The following is a 16,908-nucleotide window of genomic DNA, read 5'->3' on the forward strand; positions in this document are numbered from 1 at the left end:
ACTGACTTTCGAACTGGCTGGAAAAATTAAATAAGAAACAGGGCAAAAGTCAGTAGGCACCCGGGGTTAGAGAGCCCGCTGTGAGGGATCAACAGCTGGCTTGCAATTGTTTTTTCTCGTCTTCAGAGAGGTAGGCAATGGTAAGACCGTTCTCCTGTGCTTTGCGAATATCTGCCTGAGTTAAGCCAGCAGCCGGTGCTGCCACTTCGTATTCGTAAGGCAGTTCTATGCCTTCAACGGCAGGGTCATCGGTGTTGATGGTGGCAAGAATGCCGTGGTCCAGAAATGCCTTCAGGGGGTGGGAAGCAATATCCGGGAAAGTGCTGGTCTGAACATTGGAAGTCAGGCAGGATTCAATACCGATATTTTGTTTGGCCAGATAATCCATCAGCTTCGGATCAGAAATGGCTTTTACGCCATGACCAATGCGGGTAGCACCCAGTTCGTTAATAGCCTGCCACATGCTTTCCGGCCCTGCGGCTTCACCGGCATGAACCGTCACATTCAGGCCTGAGTCCCGAACCTGTCTGAAATGATCCACAAACAGCTCGCCGGGCTTGCCCAGCTCGTCACCGGCCAGGTCAATAGCCACCAGTTTGTCCTTAAACGCCAGGCAGGCATCCAGCTCTTTCTGGCAGGCCTCCTGACCAAAGGTGCGGCTCATAATGCCAATCAGGTTGGTCTTTACACCAAAATCCCGGCTACCGGCGGTGACGCCGTCGATAACCGCTTCTACCACGCCTTCCGGGTTCAGGTTGTGGGTCATGGCCATATACCAGGGGCTGAAACGCAGTTCTGCGTAGTCAATTTGTGCATTCAGGGCATCTTCAACGTTTTCATAGGCGACACGGCGGCAGGCGTCATAATCCGCCAGAACCTTTATGCCCCAGTCCAGCTTGGTCAGGAAGCTGACCAGGTCAGGCTCATTACTCAGTACCCGAACATGGGGAATCAGTGTTTCCAGCGTATCAGCAGGTAATTCAAGGTTGTGTTGCTGACCCAGCGCCAGAATGGTTTCCGGGCGGATATTGCCGTCGAGATGGCGGTGGATATCGGTTAATGGGATGGACTTGTCGATCATTGGATTAGCTCTTGTTAGTGTCGCAGGCAGAGTATTGCAGGGAATGATGCGTAAGTCTAAAGATGACATGAAGGAACTTTATGCGGTAAATCCAATCTATATCCACTAACGGAATAAATTTAAAGGAATTTTGTTATGGACGTACAGACAAGGCATGGTGTTGTTGGAATGTCGTTAGAGACATATTACAAGAACAGTGTAAACAGAGAAGATGCTGAAAAAGGTAATACTTGTGCAGTCATTGCTTATGCTAAAACCAGAGCCGAGATAACGAAGGCTCATTCTGATGTGTTCAATCAGCTCCCAGAGAAAACACTTCCAGACTATAACGCAGATGTAGTCGATCCTAATAACTATATTACGTCCTATGTATCCGGATATTATGGTACTAAGAAACAGGTTGATGAGCTTGCAGGCAAGTGCAATAGCCTGATTAACGCTTATAATGACATACTGGCAACAGCTAAAAATGAACAAACTGCCTTGCATGATGCCCGTGGGAAACTGATGTCTTTTAATGAAAGCGCAGGCAAAGACGCAATACTTTTTGATAAAAAACTTATGAAGCAGTTCAGGCTTGATGCCCAATTCGATAGTTTAGTCGAAGAGTTTAAAAAAATGCGCTTAATATCTGAAGAAGATGCTAAAAAAGCTGAAACACCGGTTGACTGGTTGAAGTTAATCTATGAAAAACATGAAGAACAACAAAAAGCGAATGAAGCGACTCAGGGTCAACTGACTAAAAAGAATAAAACGCTTGCATCGATCAATTACAAATACGGTGAGTACATTGGTAAAATCGATGAACAATTAGAAGCGACCAAACAGACTTTGTCCCAATATCAGCATCAGAATAAGTTATTACATAATCAACATTCAGAAATATCCAATACTGTAAAAAAGAAAGAGAAGGAACTACTAAATATACAGAAATTACTTGATGAAAAAGATAGAGAGTTAAAGCAACATACCAAGGTTGTTGATAACCTTACGGAAGATAAGAGTAGTCTGAAAGATGAATTGGCAAAAGAAAAAATCAACCTGGCTCAATCGAATAAGAATGCTGCAAGAGTAAGTGAGAAACTGACAAATAAAATAAGAGCTCTTGAGAGTCAGGCTCAACAGCTTAGTGAAGAGAAAATACAATTAGAGCATGAGCTTTCTCAGTTGAAAGATCGTCACAAAAAGTTGACCGAGGCACAAAATACGAATAAAAATCTGGCTCAGTCTGTTGCAGTATCCGGGTCTGAAATTAAAAAACTTGAAACAGCACTGGAAGTCAAAGATCAGGAATTATTAAGATTAAAAATAGATCTTTCTAAGCTCACTAATCGGGTAGAACAACAAGAAATTAAATTTTCTGAAGAACAGTTAAAGCAAAAAGAAACTATACAGGACTATGAAAATAAGCTGAAAATTGTTAATGATGAATTATCCGCTAAAAAAGAAGAATTGAAAGAAAATGATAAAGATATGAGTAGGCTGTTAAAAAACTATTCAAAGCAGGAGCAGTCTCTTCAGGACAAACAAAATAAAGTGTCTGATCTGGAAATAAAACTTGTTTATCATACAAAAGAGATAGCAAAATTAAAGGTTCAGGAGAAAGATTTAAAATCAAAACTTGATACTGCAAATAACGAGATTAATTCGTTTAAAAAAATGATGGCTAATAAAAAAATAGAAGTAGATGAAATTAAGGTTAAGCATGATTTTGCAGTGAAAAGCCTTGAAAATTCACTTGCAAATAAAAAAGAAGAAGTAAGTAAAAAAGATGTTGAGATCAAGACACTAAGAAAAGAAGTTAGCCATCTGAAAAATAAAGTTGAGGCTTCTGGAAATAAATCAGTAAAGATAGATGAGCTAATAAGCCAGAAAGAAGATGCCATCATAAGACTCGGGGAAGAGTTGCAGTCAGCGTATCAGCAGATTAATGATTTAGGTGAAAAGATTAATACAGCCAATAGTGAAAAGGAATTATATAAGCAGAAATCAAGCATGGCATCGCAAGCATTAAGGAGTCATAACATTGATACAAGCAAGAATATGTCTGAGTTAAAGAGTAGCCTGAGTGACCTTAGAGGAGAGGTCGCTGAGAAAGGCAGGGAAATTGAAGAGCTTCAGTCTCAATATGCCAATGCTCAGGAGTTAATAAAAACTCTGCAACAGCAAAATGGAGAGCTGGCTACTGAGTTGGCAAAGTATGATACAGACAGACTTGAGTCACAAATTCAGGTGACAGAGAGTAGCGAGGAGTCGCAGCAGCTTCTGGAGAAAATGGGAAGTGAAATAACAAACCTTAATATGCAGCTGGAAAGTGCTTATGCGCAACTTCAGGAGTTTATTAACAGAGAGCAACAAAGTTTCAATGAGTACCCTTCGTTAAGTCCACAGCAGAAGAGTCTCAAGAAAGAGAATGAAGAATTGATCAACATGTACCGGGAGGCTTCTGATCAACAGTTTCAATTAGAAGAAAGAGTAGTTGAGCTTGAGCATGAGTTGAAGGTGGCTAATCAGAAGTTGCTTGAAACAGCCCGTACACAGGATGATGGAGCACCAGACGCTGAGTTTGAACTTGCGAAGGCGAATAGAGCTATTACTAAACTGAATCAGCAAATTAGCCAAATGGAGCGTGAACATAAGAAGGCTATCCGTGATCTGGATGAACTGCTTTCTGAGGAAGCTAAAAAAGCAGTGGAAGCTGAATTTAAAACGTTCCAAAATGCGACGGCTGTTGACGATGTAAAGGATTTGGAAAATGAAAAGAAGCGATTGCAAAATAGCCTTACAGGGTTGTGTAATGACTTGAAGGGGCTTATCTCTGAAGAAAAGTATGATCATCTGACGCAAAAGCATTTCGGTCAGTATGAGCAGAATGCGGAATTGGTTGAGGAGCATCTTGTTCGGGTTTGAGAAATCCTGGTGCTATCTTCTGGAGCCATCTCCCGGAAAGATCATAAGTGAGTAAGAGAGAATAAAAACGGAGCCAGCTGGCTCCGTTTTTATGTTATCAGGCGTTAAACTGCTTAAAGCGATTCACCAGGCCGTTGGTAGAGCTGTCCTGATCCGTTGTTGCACCTCTCTCGGTGATACGGTCATAAACACGGTTACCCAGCACCTTGCCCAGTTCCACGCCCCACTGGTCGAAGGAGTTCACCTGCCACAGAACACCCTGAACAAAAACTTTCTGTTCGTACAGGGCGATCAGCGCACCGGCGACTTCCGGAGTGATCTTCTCAGGCACAATCATGTTGTTTGGACGGTTGCCCGGAATGACCTTGTGCGGCGCCAGACGTTCAACGTCTTCAGCCGCTACGCCAGCTGCCAGCATTTCGTCACGGATTTCTTCCAGCGTCTTGCCCTGCATCATCGCCTGGCTCTGGGCTACGGCGTTGGCAAACAGCCATGGGTGCTGCTCACCCAGCGGGTTGTGGGAAGTGGCTGGCGCTACGAAATCAACAGGGATCAGTCGTGTACCCTGATGCAGCAGCTGGTGGTAAGCGTGCTGGTCGTTGGTGCCGGTGCCACCCCAGATAACGGCACCTGTCTGGTAATCAACGGTTTTGCCATCCAGAGTAGTGCGCTTGCCGTTGGATTCCATATCCATCTGTTGCAGGTGGCCCGGGAAATCTCGCAGGAAGTAGTCGTAAGAGATCACGGCGTGGGATTCAGCGCCAAAGTAGTTCTGGTACCAGATGCCCAGCATACCCATCAGAACCGGCATGTTTTTGTTCAGCGGTGCGGTTTTGAAATGGTTGTCCATTTCTCCGGCACCTTTGAGCAGGCGCTCAAAGTTATCGAAGCCAACTACCAGACTGATCATCAGGCCGATGGTAGACCACAGGGAGTAGCGACCGCCTACCCAGTCCCACAGCGGCAGAGTGTTTTCCTGGGCAATACCAAACTCGTCGATGGCTTTCAGGTTGGTGGAAATCGCCACGAAATGCTTGCGGATGTCTGCTTCAGCACAACCCTGTTCCAGCATGAACTGGCGTGCAGCCCGGGCGTTCTGCAGGGTTTCCAGAGTACCGAAGGACTTGGACGCTACGATAAACAGGGTAGTTTCCGGGTCAATCCTGCGCAGTACTTCAGAGATTTCATTCGGGTCGATGTTGGCAACGTAGTGATGCTCCAGGCCTTTAACGTGGTAAGGGGTCAGGGCATTGATGGCGGTTTTCAGACCCAGGTAGGAGCCACCGATACCGATGTTGACGATGTGTTTGACGGACTTGCCGGTGTGACCTTTCCACTCGCCGTCGTGTACCTGCTGAGTAATTTCCTTCATGCGCTTGTGGGTGTCACGGATCAGTGGCATCACGTCTTTGCCGTCGACCATGACCGGGTCGGTGCCAAAGTTGCGCAGGGCGGTGTGCAGTACAGCGCGCCTTTCCGTGTTGTTGATTTTTTCACCACAGAACATGGCCTTGATGGCTTCTGGCAATTTGGCTTCTTCTGCCATTGTCGTCAGGCTTGTCAGAACATCGTCGTTAATGAGGTTCTTGGAATAGTCCAGGAACAGCCCCGCTGCTTCCATGGTGTACTTGTCAAAACGCTGTTGATCCGCATCAAACAGATCGCGCAGGTGCGTACCCGACAGTTGCTTTTGCAGTTCAACCAGTTTGTCAGATGAGGGGAGATGGCTTAGAGGGGACGATAGAGTGCTCACTGTTAAACCTCTTGGGTGTAGGGATTTGCTTGAGTCATGTCGTTCTACAGATCAAACGCAATGTTGTCGATCAACCGGGCTTTGCCCAGGTAGCCTGCTGCCAGAATAACCAGTGACTGGTCTTCAGCGCCCGCTGGCAACAGTGTGCGTGTGTTACTGATATTGAAATAGTCCGGCTTGAACCCTGTCTCTGCCAGTCTGGCGAAGGCGTTGCGGCGCAGCAGGTCGTAGTCTCGCTCACCGGCAAGAATAGCTTTGCGGGCATCCAACAGGCATTGATGAAGGGTCGGGGCAATGACTTCACGTTCTTCCCGGGTCAGGTAACCGTTACGGGAACTCATAGCCAGTCCGGTCGCTTCCCGGGCAATGGGCGCACCTACCACCTCCACCGGCATGCGCATATCCCGCACCATTTTGCGGATAATAGTCAGCTGCTGGAAATCTTTTTCGCCAAAGACTGCCACGTCAGGGCGCACGATATTAAACAGTTTGGTGACAACGGTAGCGATGCCGGTAAAGAAGGCCGGTCGGGTTTTGCCACAGTGCATGCCATCCAGAATGTCCACGGAGACATGGGTATGGTTCTCACTGCCTTCCGGATAGATTTCCTTAGTCTGGCAGGCGTACAGAATATCCACGCCATGCTCAGTCAGCAGCTGGCTGTCCTGCTCCATGGTTCTGGGGTAAGAGTCGTAATCTTCATTGGGGCCAAACTGCAATGGGTTGACATAAATGCTGACCACCACCACATCGCACAGTTCCTTAGCCTTTGCGACCAGGGTCAGGTGACCATCATGCAGATTGCCCATGGTCGGAACAAAGCCAACACGTTTGCCTTCTGCTTTTAATGCCGCAACGGCAGACTGGACTTCAGAGATCGTATGAACGGTTTTCATAATGCTTGACTGAAACGCCTTTCAAAGTCTTGGTTATAGCGATGTATATCGCTGTTGGCTTTTAGCAGTTAGCTGTTAGCTTTTAGCCGTTAGCCGTTAGCCGTTAGCCGTTAGCTGTTAGCTGTTAGCTGTTAGCTTTTGGTCTGGCAGCCAACAGCCAACAGCCAACAGCCAATAGCCCCTTAGCTAAAACAGTGCTCTTCTGCCGGATAGCTGCCGTTTTTTACTTCTTTGGCGTAATTCGCTATCGCTTCCTGAGTAGAGCCAGCCTGTTCCATGAAGTTTTTGACAAAGCGAGCCTTACGGCCCGGAGTCATGTCCAGCATATCGTAGCTCACCAGAATCTGACCGTCAGTGTCTGATCCTGCGCCGATGCCAATGACAGGAATCGAAACCGCCTTCGTGATTTCCCGGGCCAGGCTGACAGGGACGCATTCCAGCACCAACAGAGCCGTACCGGCTGCCTCCAGGTCGATCGCTGCCTGAATCATGGCGTTGGCGCGCTCCATCTCACGACCCTGCACTTTGTATCCGCCCAGTACGTTAACGAACTGGGGCGTCAGGCCAAGGTGAGCACAGACAGGAATGCCCTGTTCACGCAGCCGGGCCACAATTGGGGGGAGCCAGCCTTCACCTTCCAGCTTGACCATATCGGCTCCGGCACGCATCAGGCGGGCAGAATTGATAATGGCCTGATCTTCGTCGTGGTAAGAAGCAAAGGGCAGGTCTGCCATAATCAGGGCATCTTCATTGCCCCGGGCAACACAACGGGTGTGATAACACATATCATCAACGGTCACGGGCAGGGTGGAGTTTTCTCCCTGGATCACATTGCCCAGGGAATCTCCCACCAGGATGACTTCAACCCCTTGAGTGCTGACGATATTTGCAAGTGTGGAATCGTACGCGGTCAGGCAAGCAAATTTTTCACCGGACTTTTTCATTGCTGCCAGTGTTTGCAGGGTAACTTTAGCCATCTGTATAGACCTTAAGCGGCCATCAATACGGTAATGCTTCCGACGATGGGCGCTACATTTCCAAAGTAATGAATTCAGGCGGGGATTATACGGAAAGCCTGGCGATGTGTCAGTCTACAGTGACAGGCAGCGCAACGGTTTGTGTCCGTTGCTCTGTTTGTTAACCGATTAAAACCATGGATACTGGTCTGCAATAATTTCCAGTCCGTCTTTGCCTGTCGTTTGTAGCAAAGTCTCAATAGCACTGCCGTCGGGCATGGACAGTTCAGGAACAATATCGTGCAGGGGGCACAGGACAAAGTTACGCACATGCATCTGGTAATGGGGCACGGTCAGGCGTTCGCTCTCAATGGTTTCACTGCCATACAGCAGAATATCGAGATCCAGCGTGCGCGGCCCCCAGCGTATTGAACGTACACGACCATGGTTATTTTCAATGGCCTGCATGGCATCCAGAAGCTCTATGGATTGCAGTGTGGTTTCAATTTCTACAACAGCATTGCAGTAATCCGGTTGATCTTGCGGTACATCTTCTCCGGCAAGTGGCACGCTCTGGTAAAGCTTTGAGTAGCCGGTTACCTGAATGCCAACAGCGCTGTCAATTTCGTCCACTGCCCGTTGCAGTTGCAGCCCCGGCTTTTCAAGGTTGCTGCCCAGGGCGATATAAGCCCTGGTCATGATTCAGAACTCCGGTTCTGTGGTGCGCGCTTTCCTGGCTGGCGACGGCGGCGACGTTTACGGCCGCTACCATTGCCGGGCTGACTGCGCAGAGAACGAATCATCTCGTTACGGCTTTGGTCAGAACTCTCCTGAATCTCTGTCCACCACTGCCCGGCGTGGTTGAGCTGTTCGCCGGACTCTTCCCGAAGTACCAGAAAATCGTAAGCGGCACGGAATTTCGGGTGTGCCAGCAGACCGTCAACCTGTTTAGGCTGACGGCGTTCCAGACGATATTGCATATCCCAGATGTCACGAATAGTCATGGTGAAACGTTTGGGAATGGCCGTATGGGCGCACTGGTTGTCCAGTGCGATCATAGCCGCCTGCTGCATGGCGGGTACGGGAGGAACGCCCTGTTCCTGTAAATCACGGAACTGACGTTGTAATGGCCCCCATAACAGAGCGGCGAACAGAAAAGCGGGGGTCACCGGACGGTCTTTGGCAATACGCTTGTCGGTACTGCGCAGGGCACTGAAAATCAGGTTTTCAAAATAATCATCCCCGGCTTCCAGACCCCTTGTTTCCAGACAGTGCTGTGTGGCTGGAAACAGGTGTTTCAGCAAACCGTAGTCCTGCAACAGTTCGAAGGTTCGAACACCGTTGCCGGATTGCAGTAGTTTTAGAATTTCATCGAACATGCGGGCCGAGGGGATGTCCCGCAGCAAATGACCCAGTTCAAAGATGGGGTCAGCGGTTTCCGGTTCAATAGTGAAGTCGAGCTTTGCCTTGAAGCGAAGTGCGCGCAACATGCGCACCGGGTCTTCATGGTAGCGGGTAACCGGGTCGCCAATCAGGCGTAACACTTCATCTTCGATGTCCTGCACACCGTTGCAGAAGTCCACCACGGTAAAATCACGGGCATCATAATACAGGGCGTTCACCGTGAAATCCCGGCGCAGGGCGTCGTCTTCCATCGTGCCGTAGACGTTATCACGAAGGATTCGACCAGAATCAGAATGGTGGGACTTATCCCGACCATGCTTCTGGTCTTGCGCCGTGTTGTCATGGCTGGCTCTGAAGGTGGCCACTTCAATCATTTCACGGCCAAACAGCACATGCACCAGTTTGAAGCGTCGGCCAATGACCCGCGAGTTACGAAACAGGCGGCGAACCTGTTCCGGTGTTGCATTGGTAGCAACGTCAAAGTCTTTTGGGTGCAGGTCGAAATAAATATCCCGGATACAGCCACCGACCAGGTAGGCGTCATAGCCGTTACTGGTCAGGCGGTGAAGTACTTTCAGAGCATTATCACTGATTTCCCGGCGTGATATGGGATGGTGGTCTCTTGGAATCACCTGGCGGTTAACACGATTCTGCATAGTCAGGTCACCGGTTGAGCCGGTATCGGAGAGAGTTTCCTGTGAGCTGGTTTCAGGTTGTACATCCTGTGGTTGGTTTTCCCTTTTCTGCCTGCGCCAGAAGAGCATAGCTGTAAAAGCCAGAACAAGGGCCAGCACCAGAGCCATGATTGAGGTGCTTAACATGGTGAGTTTTGCATGAAGCCTTGGTTAAGTTCAGATTATTGGTTTGGTGAAATGGGTACATCATAGCATTCTGCCATTCGTTGAAACAGGTGCATGGGGAAGGTGGCTGACCGGGAAGGTAAAAGAAAAACAGGGGAAGTCAATTCCCCTGTATTCAGCAATGCTCATTCTTATTATTGTTGTCAGCACACTGAGTAACTGGAAAGCCGATAATTTTACTGGCTGAAAATTGGATCATCCTGTAAAACAATCAACTCGCCACGCCCTTGTTGTTGTTATTAGATGGGCTGATCTTATTATTATTATTATTATTGTTTGTCGTCATTAAGGCATTTAGCGTGCCAGCTTTTATAAAAGCTTTTTAAATCAATAGAATAGAGAATAATTGCTGTTTGTGGTCAAAGTCTGCTGAGTGGAATTGTGTTACCTGTGTCGATTCTTGTGATACTTTGAGTACTTCAGGTAACACGTATTTTCTACTTCTCGACCTCCCCTTAAGGTAGTGCCAGCCAACAGCCAACAGCCAACAGCCAACAGCCAACAGCCAACAGCCAACAGCGGTATATCTCTTACCTCGGATACAGAGTCAGAGTGTTCCGATCCTGGTCCAGGTGAAAGCGAAATTGCCCCAGCACATCCATTCCCAGCAAACCTTCTGAACCGAGTTCATGCAGATCCAGTTCAGCCACCTGCAAATCCCTGACAATAAAGCCGCCTATGTGCAGTTCTTTCAATTGATAGATCGGCGCGAACTGATAGCCGCCAGCGGTTTTCAGCTGTGTATGCCCAACCCTTGCCGCCAGTTTTTTTCTTCGCAACCTTTGCAGCAGGTCGGAAGGCAATGTGGTGAGGCTGGCTCCGGTATCAATCAGAAGCTTAACGGTCTCTTTATTGCCTGCCGACACGTCAACAAAGAAATGCCCGCTTCGGGCTGCAAGAGGAATGGTATTGCCGGGCAGTTCTTCCGGTTCATCCATTGGTGGGGGAGGTGTAAGCGCTGCCAGCAATTGAGCCGCCTGTCGACCAAATTCAGAGTGGGTCTGAAGGACTTGCAGCTCTCGGATAGCACTGTTGTTGTCCCCGGTGGCCAGATAAATCTGGGACAGGGCAAAACGGTAAAAGCCATAGTCGACTTCCCGGGAAGATAATTGCTGGAACAAGCCAAGCAAGGTTTCCAGCTGATCAAGTTTCATTTGCTGGCTGTAAACCGCCCGACTGAGAGTGTGAATACGTTCGTTAAGGGCTGAGCGCTCTTCTTTGCTATCTGTGAAGCTTTTTAATTCGAGCAACGTGATAATGGCTGAATCCAGCCGATCCTGTTGTTCATAATGGTTTGCCAGTCGTGTCAGCAGTGATTCGTCCTGATAGTAATGCTGTGTAAAGCGCTCCAGAACATTGATACTTAAGTCACTGTCCTGATGGTTTAACCAGTCTTCCAGAGCCTTTCTGAAGGGGTGAAGAGCGCTGGCTCCTTTGCGTTCGTACTGCTGAAAAATGACCAGTGCATCGTCAATCCGGTACTCATCCAGAGCTTGCAGAAACAGAGAGTGTTCATCAATGGAATGATCATTGTAAGGCTGATTAAACGTCTGATAAGGCGTTGTATTTAAAGGGTCGCTGTCCCATTGGATTATCTGAAATGAATGATTGTCGCTGTTTGCGCGGCCTGTTCCGTCCAACCCGGCATGCAGCCACCATCCTGCAATCATGCCCGTTGTCAGCATCAGGATCGATAAAACCAGAGAGTGAATAATGATTAGTCTTTTCAAGCGTGTTACCAGCCGGTTATCTGGGTATCATTATTAAGGCAAGGTGTTTGTAATCATTGAGTGTAAGTGTAGTCACGTTCTTTTTATAGTTGACTTGTCGTCGTCCTGAATTGAAGAAGAGGGAAATTGACATGAGTAAAGTGGGTGCAGGTAAAAAAGTGGCCGTTATTCTGTCTGGCTGCGGTGTATACGATGGTACAGAAATTCACGAATCGGTGCTTACGCTTCTCGCCCTGGATCGTCAGGGCGCTGAATACCAGTGTTTTGCCCCGGATATTCCACAACACCATGTGATCAACCATTGCACCGGGGACGAGATGGATCAGGAACGCAATGTTCTGGTTGAGTCTGCCCGTATCGCCCGTGGGGAGATCAAACCGGTGCAATCGCTGCATGTTGAAGACTATGATGCGTTGATACTGCCCGGAGGGTTTGGAGCTGCCAAGAACCTGTCGGACTTTGCCTTTAGCGGTGCTGACGTTCGTGTTCAGGTGGATGTACTGGCCATCACCAAAGCGTTCGCTGATGAAGGCAAACCGCTGGGCTTATTGTGTATTGCTCCGGCACTGGCAGGGCGCATATTCAGCGAGGGAGTTCTGGCCACCGTTGGCAACGATGAGGCAACGGCTCAGGCAATGGAAGCGACTGGTGTTAAGCACATTAACTGTGCGGTAGATGAAATTGTGGTGGATGAACGGCACAAGCTGGTGACAACCCCCGCCTATATGCTGGCTAATCGCATTGGAGAAGCGGCGGATGGCATTGAGAAGCTGGTAGAGAAAGTATTGCTGCTGGCGTAGATTGGGAGTCGCTGACGCTCTTCCCAACCTACAAGTCTGTTTATTTGGCAAGGGTTTCTCAAGCTCGTTGAGCGTGAGCTGAGGCCTGTATTTTAGACACTTCCTGATCAATAAAGTACAGGCCGTTACCTTCTAGACCAATCATATCAATCTTGTCGAGAATGGACTTGAACAGTTTTTCTTCCTCATGCTGTTCAGCTACATACCATTGCAGGAAATTGAACGAACTGTAGTCCTGTTCTGAAAACGCCGTGTGAGCCAGTGAGTTGATGCTGCTGGTCACTTTACACTCGTGATCGTAGGTGCTTTCAAACACCTGGCGAACCGACTCGTATTCATGGGGTGGCGCGTCAATGGTTCCGAGAATCGCCATGGCTCCGGTTTCGTTGACATAATCGAACAGCTTCTGCATGTGCTGCATTTCTTCCCGCGCGTGTTGATGAAAAAATGTGGAGCAGCCATCCAGGCCCTGGGTTTCACACCAGGAAGCCATTTGCAGGTACAGGTTGGAAGAGTAGAACTCCAGGTTAATCTGCTCGTTGAGTTTATCGATCATTGTTTGACTGAGCATAATGAACTCCTTCTGGTTCGATCCGGCTTTTGGATTATAGAACGTAAATCCAGTTGCCCCAACGGCTTTCTCCTTTAAAATGCACTGACTCTGACTACTTTCTACAGTCCGTTTTTACAGCTCATATTAATAAGGTGCAGCAATGAGTGTTGATACGTCGATTTTCTATGATCAGAACACCGTGTTTGGAAAACTAAAGTCGGCCTGCAAAGATGACTGGCATGCCTATTGCCACCATGAATTTGTGCAGCGCGTTGGCGATGGTACGTTGCCGATGGAATGCTTTCAGCACTACCTGCAACAGGACTACCTGTTTTTGCTGCACTATGCCCGGGCTTATGCACTGGCGGTGTATAAGTCAGACAATCCGGACGATATGCGCGCGGCTGTAGACAGTGTTGCCGGAGTCCTGGCTGAAACCAAAGTGCATTTAAGCTACTGCAAAGAATGGAGCCTGACAGAGCAGGACGTTATTCAGGTGCCGGAAGCCCGTGCCAATATGGCGTATACCCGTTATGTGCTGGAGCGTGGTATGGCGGGAGATATTCTCGACTTGCAGGTGGCTCTGTCCGTCTGTTCTGTGGGGTACGCGGAAATAGGTGATCGGCTTATTAATGATCCGGCCACCAAGCGCGAAGGTAACCCTTACTGGGACTGGATTCAGTCGTATGGCGGTGACGAGTATCTTGCCGGTTCGGTAAAAACAATAGAAACCATTGAACGTCTGGCTGAGTCCCGCTTTACAGAAAAACGACTGGTGTCGTTGCAAAAAACCTTTCAGGAAGCGACACGTCTGGAAATCGGTTTTTGGGATATGGGCATCAACTGTTCGTTCTGATGCCTGTTAATTTGAACGCTTTTTGATAGCACCTTGCCAGTGTCTTTTTTGTGACATAAATACGACATTTATGTGACATTAATGTGGCAAAAAAGACCTGAAAACCCCTCCAAAGTCATCAAAAAAAATTACACCGTGCCCGTAAAAACACTGCTTTTGATTACTTTTAATACAGATAAATGACTGAGTTCTGAAGATTTTACATTAGAACGAGGTTCGGTGTTTTGCTGCTTGAAGTGCTACTGGTTAAGTATTGACCCTTTCGGGCGCTCGTTATTTGTTGCGCCCTTGTTCATTGTTAGGTGAAGACCGAGAGGAAATTTATTTTAGTGATAAGGGTATTTATTTTACTGATGTGACGACTGTGTAAGATGCTCTTCATAATCGCCGTCACTGCCGCTGTGCAGGGATGGTTTATTTTCGATCCTGTACTTACACAAAAAATAGCGGCTTTATTTGCCACACAACACATATTTAGTCAGGAGTTAGCAATGCAGAAGAAATTGCTTGCCGCTGTAGTAGCATCCCTCGTTGCCGGTCAGGCAATGGCACTGGAAGTTTATAACGACGACACCACCAGCCTGAGCATCGGCGGTCGTATTGGCGTCAAGGCCGAGAAAGCTGAAGGCAGCAGTGCCGGCATGAAAAACGACAGCTCCCGTATTAACTTCAAGTTTGCCCACAAGCTGGGTAACGGCTGGACCGGTCACGGTGTTGCTGAATGGGGCTTCCGCGCTAAAGACGAGTATAAAGATGGTGCCAAAGAAGACACCTTCTTCAACCGTCTGGGCTTTGTTGGTCTGGATCACGACACTTACGGTAAGATCACTGCTGGTAAGAGCTGGTCCGTAATGTTCGACGTAAACGGCTGGACTGATTCCTACGCCATTGGCGGTGGTAAGGCCATGGGTCTGTACGACGGTCGTTTAGGCGGCGACTTCGACGGTTCTGCCCGTGCTGACGACGTTCTGCAATACCGCAACAGCTTCGGCGGCCTGAACGTAGGTGTTCAGTACCAGCTGGAAGGTCACAATGACGGTGCTTACCTTGAAAACACCGTCGATGATCGTATCAAGCGTAAAAGCGGTGCTGGCGTATCTCTGAGCTACGACCTGCCAATGGGTCTGTCCCTGGGTGCGACTTACGCTGAAACCGAGTACGAAGAAAGCGCTCTCTTCAAAGGTCAGAAAAAGTCCAAAGCAGCAACTGTTGGTACCAAGTTTGAAAACGAAATGCTGAAACTGGCTGCTACCTACGGTCAATTCGAGAACAAGACCAGCACCATTAAGTCTGCTGGCGATCTGGACAAAAAGTCTACCGGTCTGGAACTGTTCGCTCAGGTGAACCTGCCACAGGTTGTTGACGGCTTCGCTCTGTACACTGGTTACAACCAGCTGGAAGCTGACAAGCAAATGGTTTCCGGTAAAGAAGCTAACAGCAAGGCTGAGTTCAAGGAATTTGCCTTGGGTGCCATCTACAAGACTGGCCCAATGCAGTTCGCTTTCGAATGGGCTGATGGTGAGCGTAAAGGTCACGATGGCAAGAAGATCAAGGACAAGAGTGGCGACACCTACTCTGTTAACGCTCGCTACTACTTCTAATCATTCCTACCGAATGATGAGTTAGCGGCGGTTACAGACCGTGTCTGAAAAGCTCCGTGGTGAAAAGCTACGGAGCTTTTTTGCGTCTGGTCAGGTTAAATCTTTCTTCTCTGCTCCCTCGGTTTTTTCCAGCAGGGAAGAGACAATCAGGCGTTCCAGTTTGTCGATGCGGTCGTCGAATTTTTTCTCCATTTTATCGAACCTATCATCCATTTTATCGAACCTATCATCCATTTTATCAAACCGCTCATCATGCTCCGCCTGTTTACGCTTTATATCGCACAGCTCACGCTCAAACTGTCGCTGCTCTTTTAGAATAAGACAGACAACGTCGTGTGTTCCACGAATCACTACGTCCCATCGTGCCTGCTGAATTTCCAGAGCTTCAACCCGTTGTTCAATGCCCATGATTTTTACCTCTTATTTGCTCATGGATTATTTTTTGAGTGGCGTAATGAAAGTAGCAGAAAGTCAGGTTAAATCCTTTTTTTCTATTCCTTCCACTTTGTTTGCCAGCGCAGAGACAATCAGGCGTTCCAGTTTATCGAAGCGGTCGTCTATTTTTTCAAACTTTGCGTCTATTTTTTCAAACTTTGCATCGATTTTATCGAACCTCTCGTCATGATCTACCAGCTTGCGCTCAAGCTGCCGTTGCTCTTTTAGGATAAGACAGACAACGTCGTGTGTTCCCCGAATCACCACGTCCCATCGTGCCTGCTGAATTTCCAGATCTTCAACCCGTTGCTCAATGCCCATGTCTTTTACCTCTTATATTTGCGTCATGGATTATTTTTTGAGTGGCGCAATGAACATAGCAGAGATTGTTCGGGCTTAGGGAAGCAGCAGAACATAATATACCGCTGTTGGCTGTTGGCTGTTGGCTGTTGGCTGTTGGCTGTTGGCTGTTGGCGGTTGGCTGTACGAGCAGCTAATAGCCAAAAGCCAACAGCCCGGTAAGTTATTGAATGCTGCGCCCCTTAGGGTATAAACGACAGGGAAATATCTTCACATAACAGCGATCAGTGGTGCCTTATCCTGTCGACAATCCAGGTTTTGATCAGTGCCTGTCGACTGATGCCAATTGTGCTGGCTTCTTTGTCCAGCTCATCCACAACCCATGCGGGAAAGTCGATGTTAACCCTTTTGGCCTCAAGGTTTGGTCGCTGGGGGTTGTCAGTATCGAAGTACTCCAGAACATCTTCACCGTTATCAAATTTTTTATCTATGTCTTTAGCTTTCATATAGAGCTACCTCGTTTTTTCTGGATCGGCGTACTGAAATAATTCTGATTTTCTCACCTCGTCTTGTTGCTATGGCAGTCCAGTGTTTTAACTGTATCTGGCCAATGAACAGAAGCCGAATTTCATCAGTTTTCACCTTCGATTGCAGACAGACGAGCTTGCTGTCTTGCCACGGCCGGATTGATTCATCCTTGGTAGTCAGACTTTTGGCTTCGTCGTATTCAAACTGGGTATTACCCATTATTTAATACCATTATTGTTCTTGCA

At 48.0% G+C, this 16,908-nt stretch carries 16 protein-coding genes; 4 read left to right on the forward strand and 12 right to left on the reverse strand.

The features are described 5' to 3' along the window. Nucleotides 1-88: 88 nt before the first annotated feature. Nucleotides 89-1,150 (reverse strand): adenosine deaminase, encoded by a 1,062-nt coding sequence (gene add, locus NX720_RS12830; RefSeq protein WP_262601488.1) that lies wholly within the window; start codon nucleotides 1,148-1,150, stop codon nucleotides 89-91. Between the two features lie 66 nt (nucleotides 1,151-1,216). Here add and NX720_RS12835 point away from each other — a divergent pair, with 66 nt between their 5' ends. After that, entirely contained in the window at nucleotides 1,217-3,991 is a 2,775-nt protein-coding gene (locus tag NX720_RS12835) for a coiled-coil domain-containing protein (RefSeq protein ID WP_262601489.1), read from the forward strand. Between the two features lie 97 nt (nucleotides 3,992-4,088). Here the strand turns inward: NX720_RS12835 and pgi are convergent, their stop codons facing one another. The 6 genes from pgi to NX720_RS12865 all read right to left on the reverse strand — a co-directional run bounded on the left by pgi (nucleotide 4,089) and on the right by NX720_RS12865 (nucleotide 11,590). Then, the gene (pgi, locus tag NX720_RS12840; protein ID WP_262601490.1) at nucleotides 4,089-5,744 is read right to left on the reverse strand and encodes a glucose-6-phosphate isomerase; all 1,656 of its coding nucleotides are present in this window, start codon (nucleotides 5,742-5,744) and stop codon (nucleotides 4,089-4,091) included. Nucleotides 5,745-5,788: 44 nt separating this feature from the next. Further along, on the reverse strand, nucleotides 5,789-6,640 hold the full coding sequence (gene panC / locus NX720_RS12845; RefSeq protein WP_262601491.1) for a pantoate--beta-alanine ligase: 852 nt from the start codon (nucleotides 6,638-6,640) through the stop codon (nucleotides 5,789-5,791). 182 nt (nucleotides 6,641-6,822) lie between these two features. After that, nucleotides 6,823-7,617 (reverse strand): 3-methyl-2-oxobutanoate hydroxymethyltransferase, encoded by a 795-nt coding sequence (gene panB / locus NX720_RS12850; protein ID WP_262601492.1) that lies wholly within the window; start codon nucleotides 7,615-7,617, stop codon nucleotides 6,823-6,825. A gap of 168 nt (nucleotides 7,618-7,785) precedes the next feature. Further along, entirely contained in the window at nucleotides 7,786-8,295 is a 510-nt protein-coding gene (folK, locus tag NX720_RS12855; RefSeq protein ID WP_262601493.1) for a 2-amino-4-hydroxy-6-hydroxymethyldihydropteridine diphosphokinase, read from the reverse strand. Continuing rightward, nucleotides 8,292-9,821 (reverse strand): polynucleotide adenylyltransferase PcnB, encoded by a 1,530-nt coding sequence (gene pcnB, locus NX720_RS12860; RefSeq protein WP_262601494.1) that lies wholly within the window; start codon nucleotides 9,819-9,821, stop codon nucleotides 8,292-8,294. Before pcnB ends, folK begins: the two co-directional genes overlap by 4 nt. 569 nt (nucleotides 9,822-10,390) lie before the next feature. Beyond that, on the reverse strand, nucleotides 10,391-11,590 hold the full coding sequence (locus NX720_RS12865; protein ID WP_262601495.1) for a retropepsin-like aspartic protease: 1,200 nt from the start codon (nucleotides 11,588-11,590) through the stop codon (nucleotides 10,391-10,393). 131 nt (nucleotides 11,591-11,721) lie between these two features. Between NX720_RS12865 and elbB the strand changes: the two genes are divergently transcribed. Continuing rightward, complete coding sequence (elbB, locus tag NX720_RS12870; protein ID WP_262601496.1) at nucleotides 11,722-12,390, forward strand: isoprenoid biosynthesis glyoxalase ElbB; 669 nt, start codon at nucleotides 11,722-11,724, stop codon at nucleotides 12,388-12,390. 58 nt (nucleotides 12,391-12,448) lie between these two features. Here elbB and ftnA read toward each other — a convergent pair whose 3' ends face one another. Next, entirely contained in the window at nucleotides 12,449-12,961 is a 513-nt protein-coding gene (gene ftnA / locus NX720_RS12875) for a non-heme ferritin (protein ID WP_262601497.1), read from the reverse strand. A 142-nt stretch (nucleotides 12,962-13,103) separates the two neighbouring features. On the opposite strand from ftnA, the gene tenA reads away from it, so the two are divergent. Together tenA and NX720_RS12885 are read left to right on the forward strand one after the other, a co-directional pair. Further along, complete coding sequence (gene tenA, locus NX720_RS12880) at nucleotides 13,104-13,799, forward strand: thiaminase II (RefSeq protein ID WP_262601498.1); 696 nt, start codon at nucleotides 13,104-13,106, stop codon at nucleotides 13,797-13,799. A gap of 491 nt (nucleotides 13,800-14,290) precedes the next feature. After that, complete coding sequence (locus NX720_RS12885; protein WP_262601499.1) at nucleotides 14,291-15,400, forward strand: porin; 1,110 nt, start codon at nucleotides 14,291-14,293, stop codon at nucleotides 15,398-15,400. Between the two features lie 90 nt (nucleotides 15,401-15,490). Here NX720_RS12885 and NX720_RS12890 read toward each other — a convergent pair whose 3' ends face one another. The 4 genes from NX720_RS12890 to NX720_RS27135 form a co-directional block, all read right to left on the reverse strand. Further along, on the reverse strand, nucleotides 15,491-15,808 hold the full coding sequence (locus NX720_RS12890; RefSeq protein ID WP_262601500.1) for a hypothetical protein: 318 nt from the start codon (nucleotides 15,806-15,808) through the stop codon (nucleotides 15,491-15,493). 63 nt (nucleotides 15,809-15,871) lie between these two features. Then, nucleotides 15,872-16,156, reverse strand: coding sequence for a hypothetical protein (locus NX720_RS12895; RefSeq protein WP_262601501.1), 285 nt, complete (start codon nucleotides 16,154-16,156; stop codon nucleotides 15,872-15,874). A gap of 263 nt (nucleotides 16,157-16,419) precedes the next feature. After that, on the reverse strand, nucleotides 16,420-16,641 hold the full coding sequence (gene brnA, locus NX720_RS12900; protein WP_262601502.1) for a type II toxin-antitoxin system BrnA family antitoxin: 222 nt from the start codon (nucleotides 16,639-16,641) through the stop codon (nucleotides 16,420-16,422). Then, a complete protein-coding gene (locus NX720_RS27135) occupies nucleotides 16,631-16,882 on the reverse strand; it encodes a BrnT family toxin (protein WP_404831071.1) in 252 nt (83 codons plus the stop codon). The genes brnA and NX720_RS27135 overlap by 11 nt, the downstream gene beginning before the upstream one ends. Nucleotides 16,883-16,908: the final 26 nt, after the last annotated feature.

The organism is Endozoicomonas euniceicola (genome assembly GCF_025562755.1).
Lineage (GTDB): Bacteria > Pseudomonadota > Gammaproteobacteria > Pseudomonadales > Endozoicomonadaceae > Endozoicomonas_A > Endozoicomonas_A euniceicola.

Excerpts from the sequence above, each read along its gene's own strand:
- add (WP_262601488.1), bottom strand. The coding sequence starts at position 1,150 with ATGTCATCTTTAGACTTACGCATCATTCCCTGCAATACTCTGCCTGCG.
- NX720_RS12835 (WP_262601489.1), top strand. The coding sequence starts at position 1,217 with ATGGACGTACAGACAAGGCATGGTGTTGTTGGAATGTCGTTAGAGACA.
- panC (WP_262601491.1), bottom strand. The coding sequence starts at position 6,640 with ATGAAAACCGTTCATACGATCTCTGAAGTCCAGTCTGCCGTTGCGGCA.
- panB (WP_262601492.1), bottom strand. The coding sequence starts at position 7,617 with ATGGCTAAAGTTACCCTGCAAACACTGGCAGCAATGAAAAAGTCCGGT.
- folK (WP_262601493.1), bottom strand. The coding sequence starts at position 8,295 with ATGACCAGGGCTTATATCGCCCTGGGCAGCAACCTTGAAAAGCCGGGG.
- pcnB (WP_262601494.1), bottom strand. The coding sequence starts at position 9,821 with ATGTTAAGCACCTCAATCATGGCTCTGGTGCTGGCCCTTGTTCTGGCT.
- elbB (WP_262601496.1), top strand. The coding sequence starts at position 11,722 with ATGAGTAAAGTGGGTGCAGGTAAAAAAGTGGCCGTTATTCTGTCTGGC.
- ftnA (WP_262601497.1), bottom strand. The coding sequence starts at position 12,961 with ATGCTCAGTCAAACAATGATCGATAAACTCAACGAGCAGATTAACCTG.
- tenA (WP_262601498.1), top strand. The coding sequence starts at position 13,104 with ATGAGTGTTGATACGTCGATTTTCTATGATCAGAACACCGTGTTTGGA.
- NX720_RS12885 (WP_262601499.1), top strand. The coding sequence starts at position 14,291 with ATGCAGAAGAAATTGCTTGCCGCTGTAGTAGCATCCCTCGTTGCCGGT.
- NX720_RS12890 (WP_262601500.1), bottom strand. The coding sequence starts at position 15,808 with ATGGGCATTGAACAACGGGTTGAAGCTCTGGAAATTCAGCAGGCACGA.
- NX720_RS12895 (WP_262601501.1), bottom strand. The coding sequence starts at position 16,156 with ATGGGCATTGAGCAACGGGTTGAAGATCTGGAAATTCAGCAGGCACGA.
- brnA (WP_262601502.1), bottom strand. The coding sequence starts at position 16,641 with ATGAAAGCTAAAGACATAGATAAAAAATTTGATAACGGTGAAGATGTT.
- NX720_RS27135 (WP_404831071.1), bottom strand. The coding sequence starts at position 16,882 with ATGGGTAATACCCAGTTTGAATACGACGAAGCCAAAAGTCTGACTACC.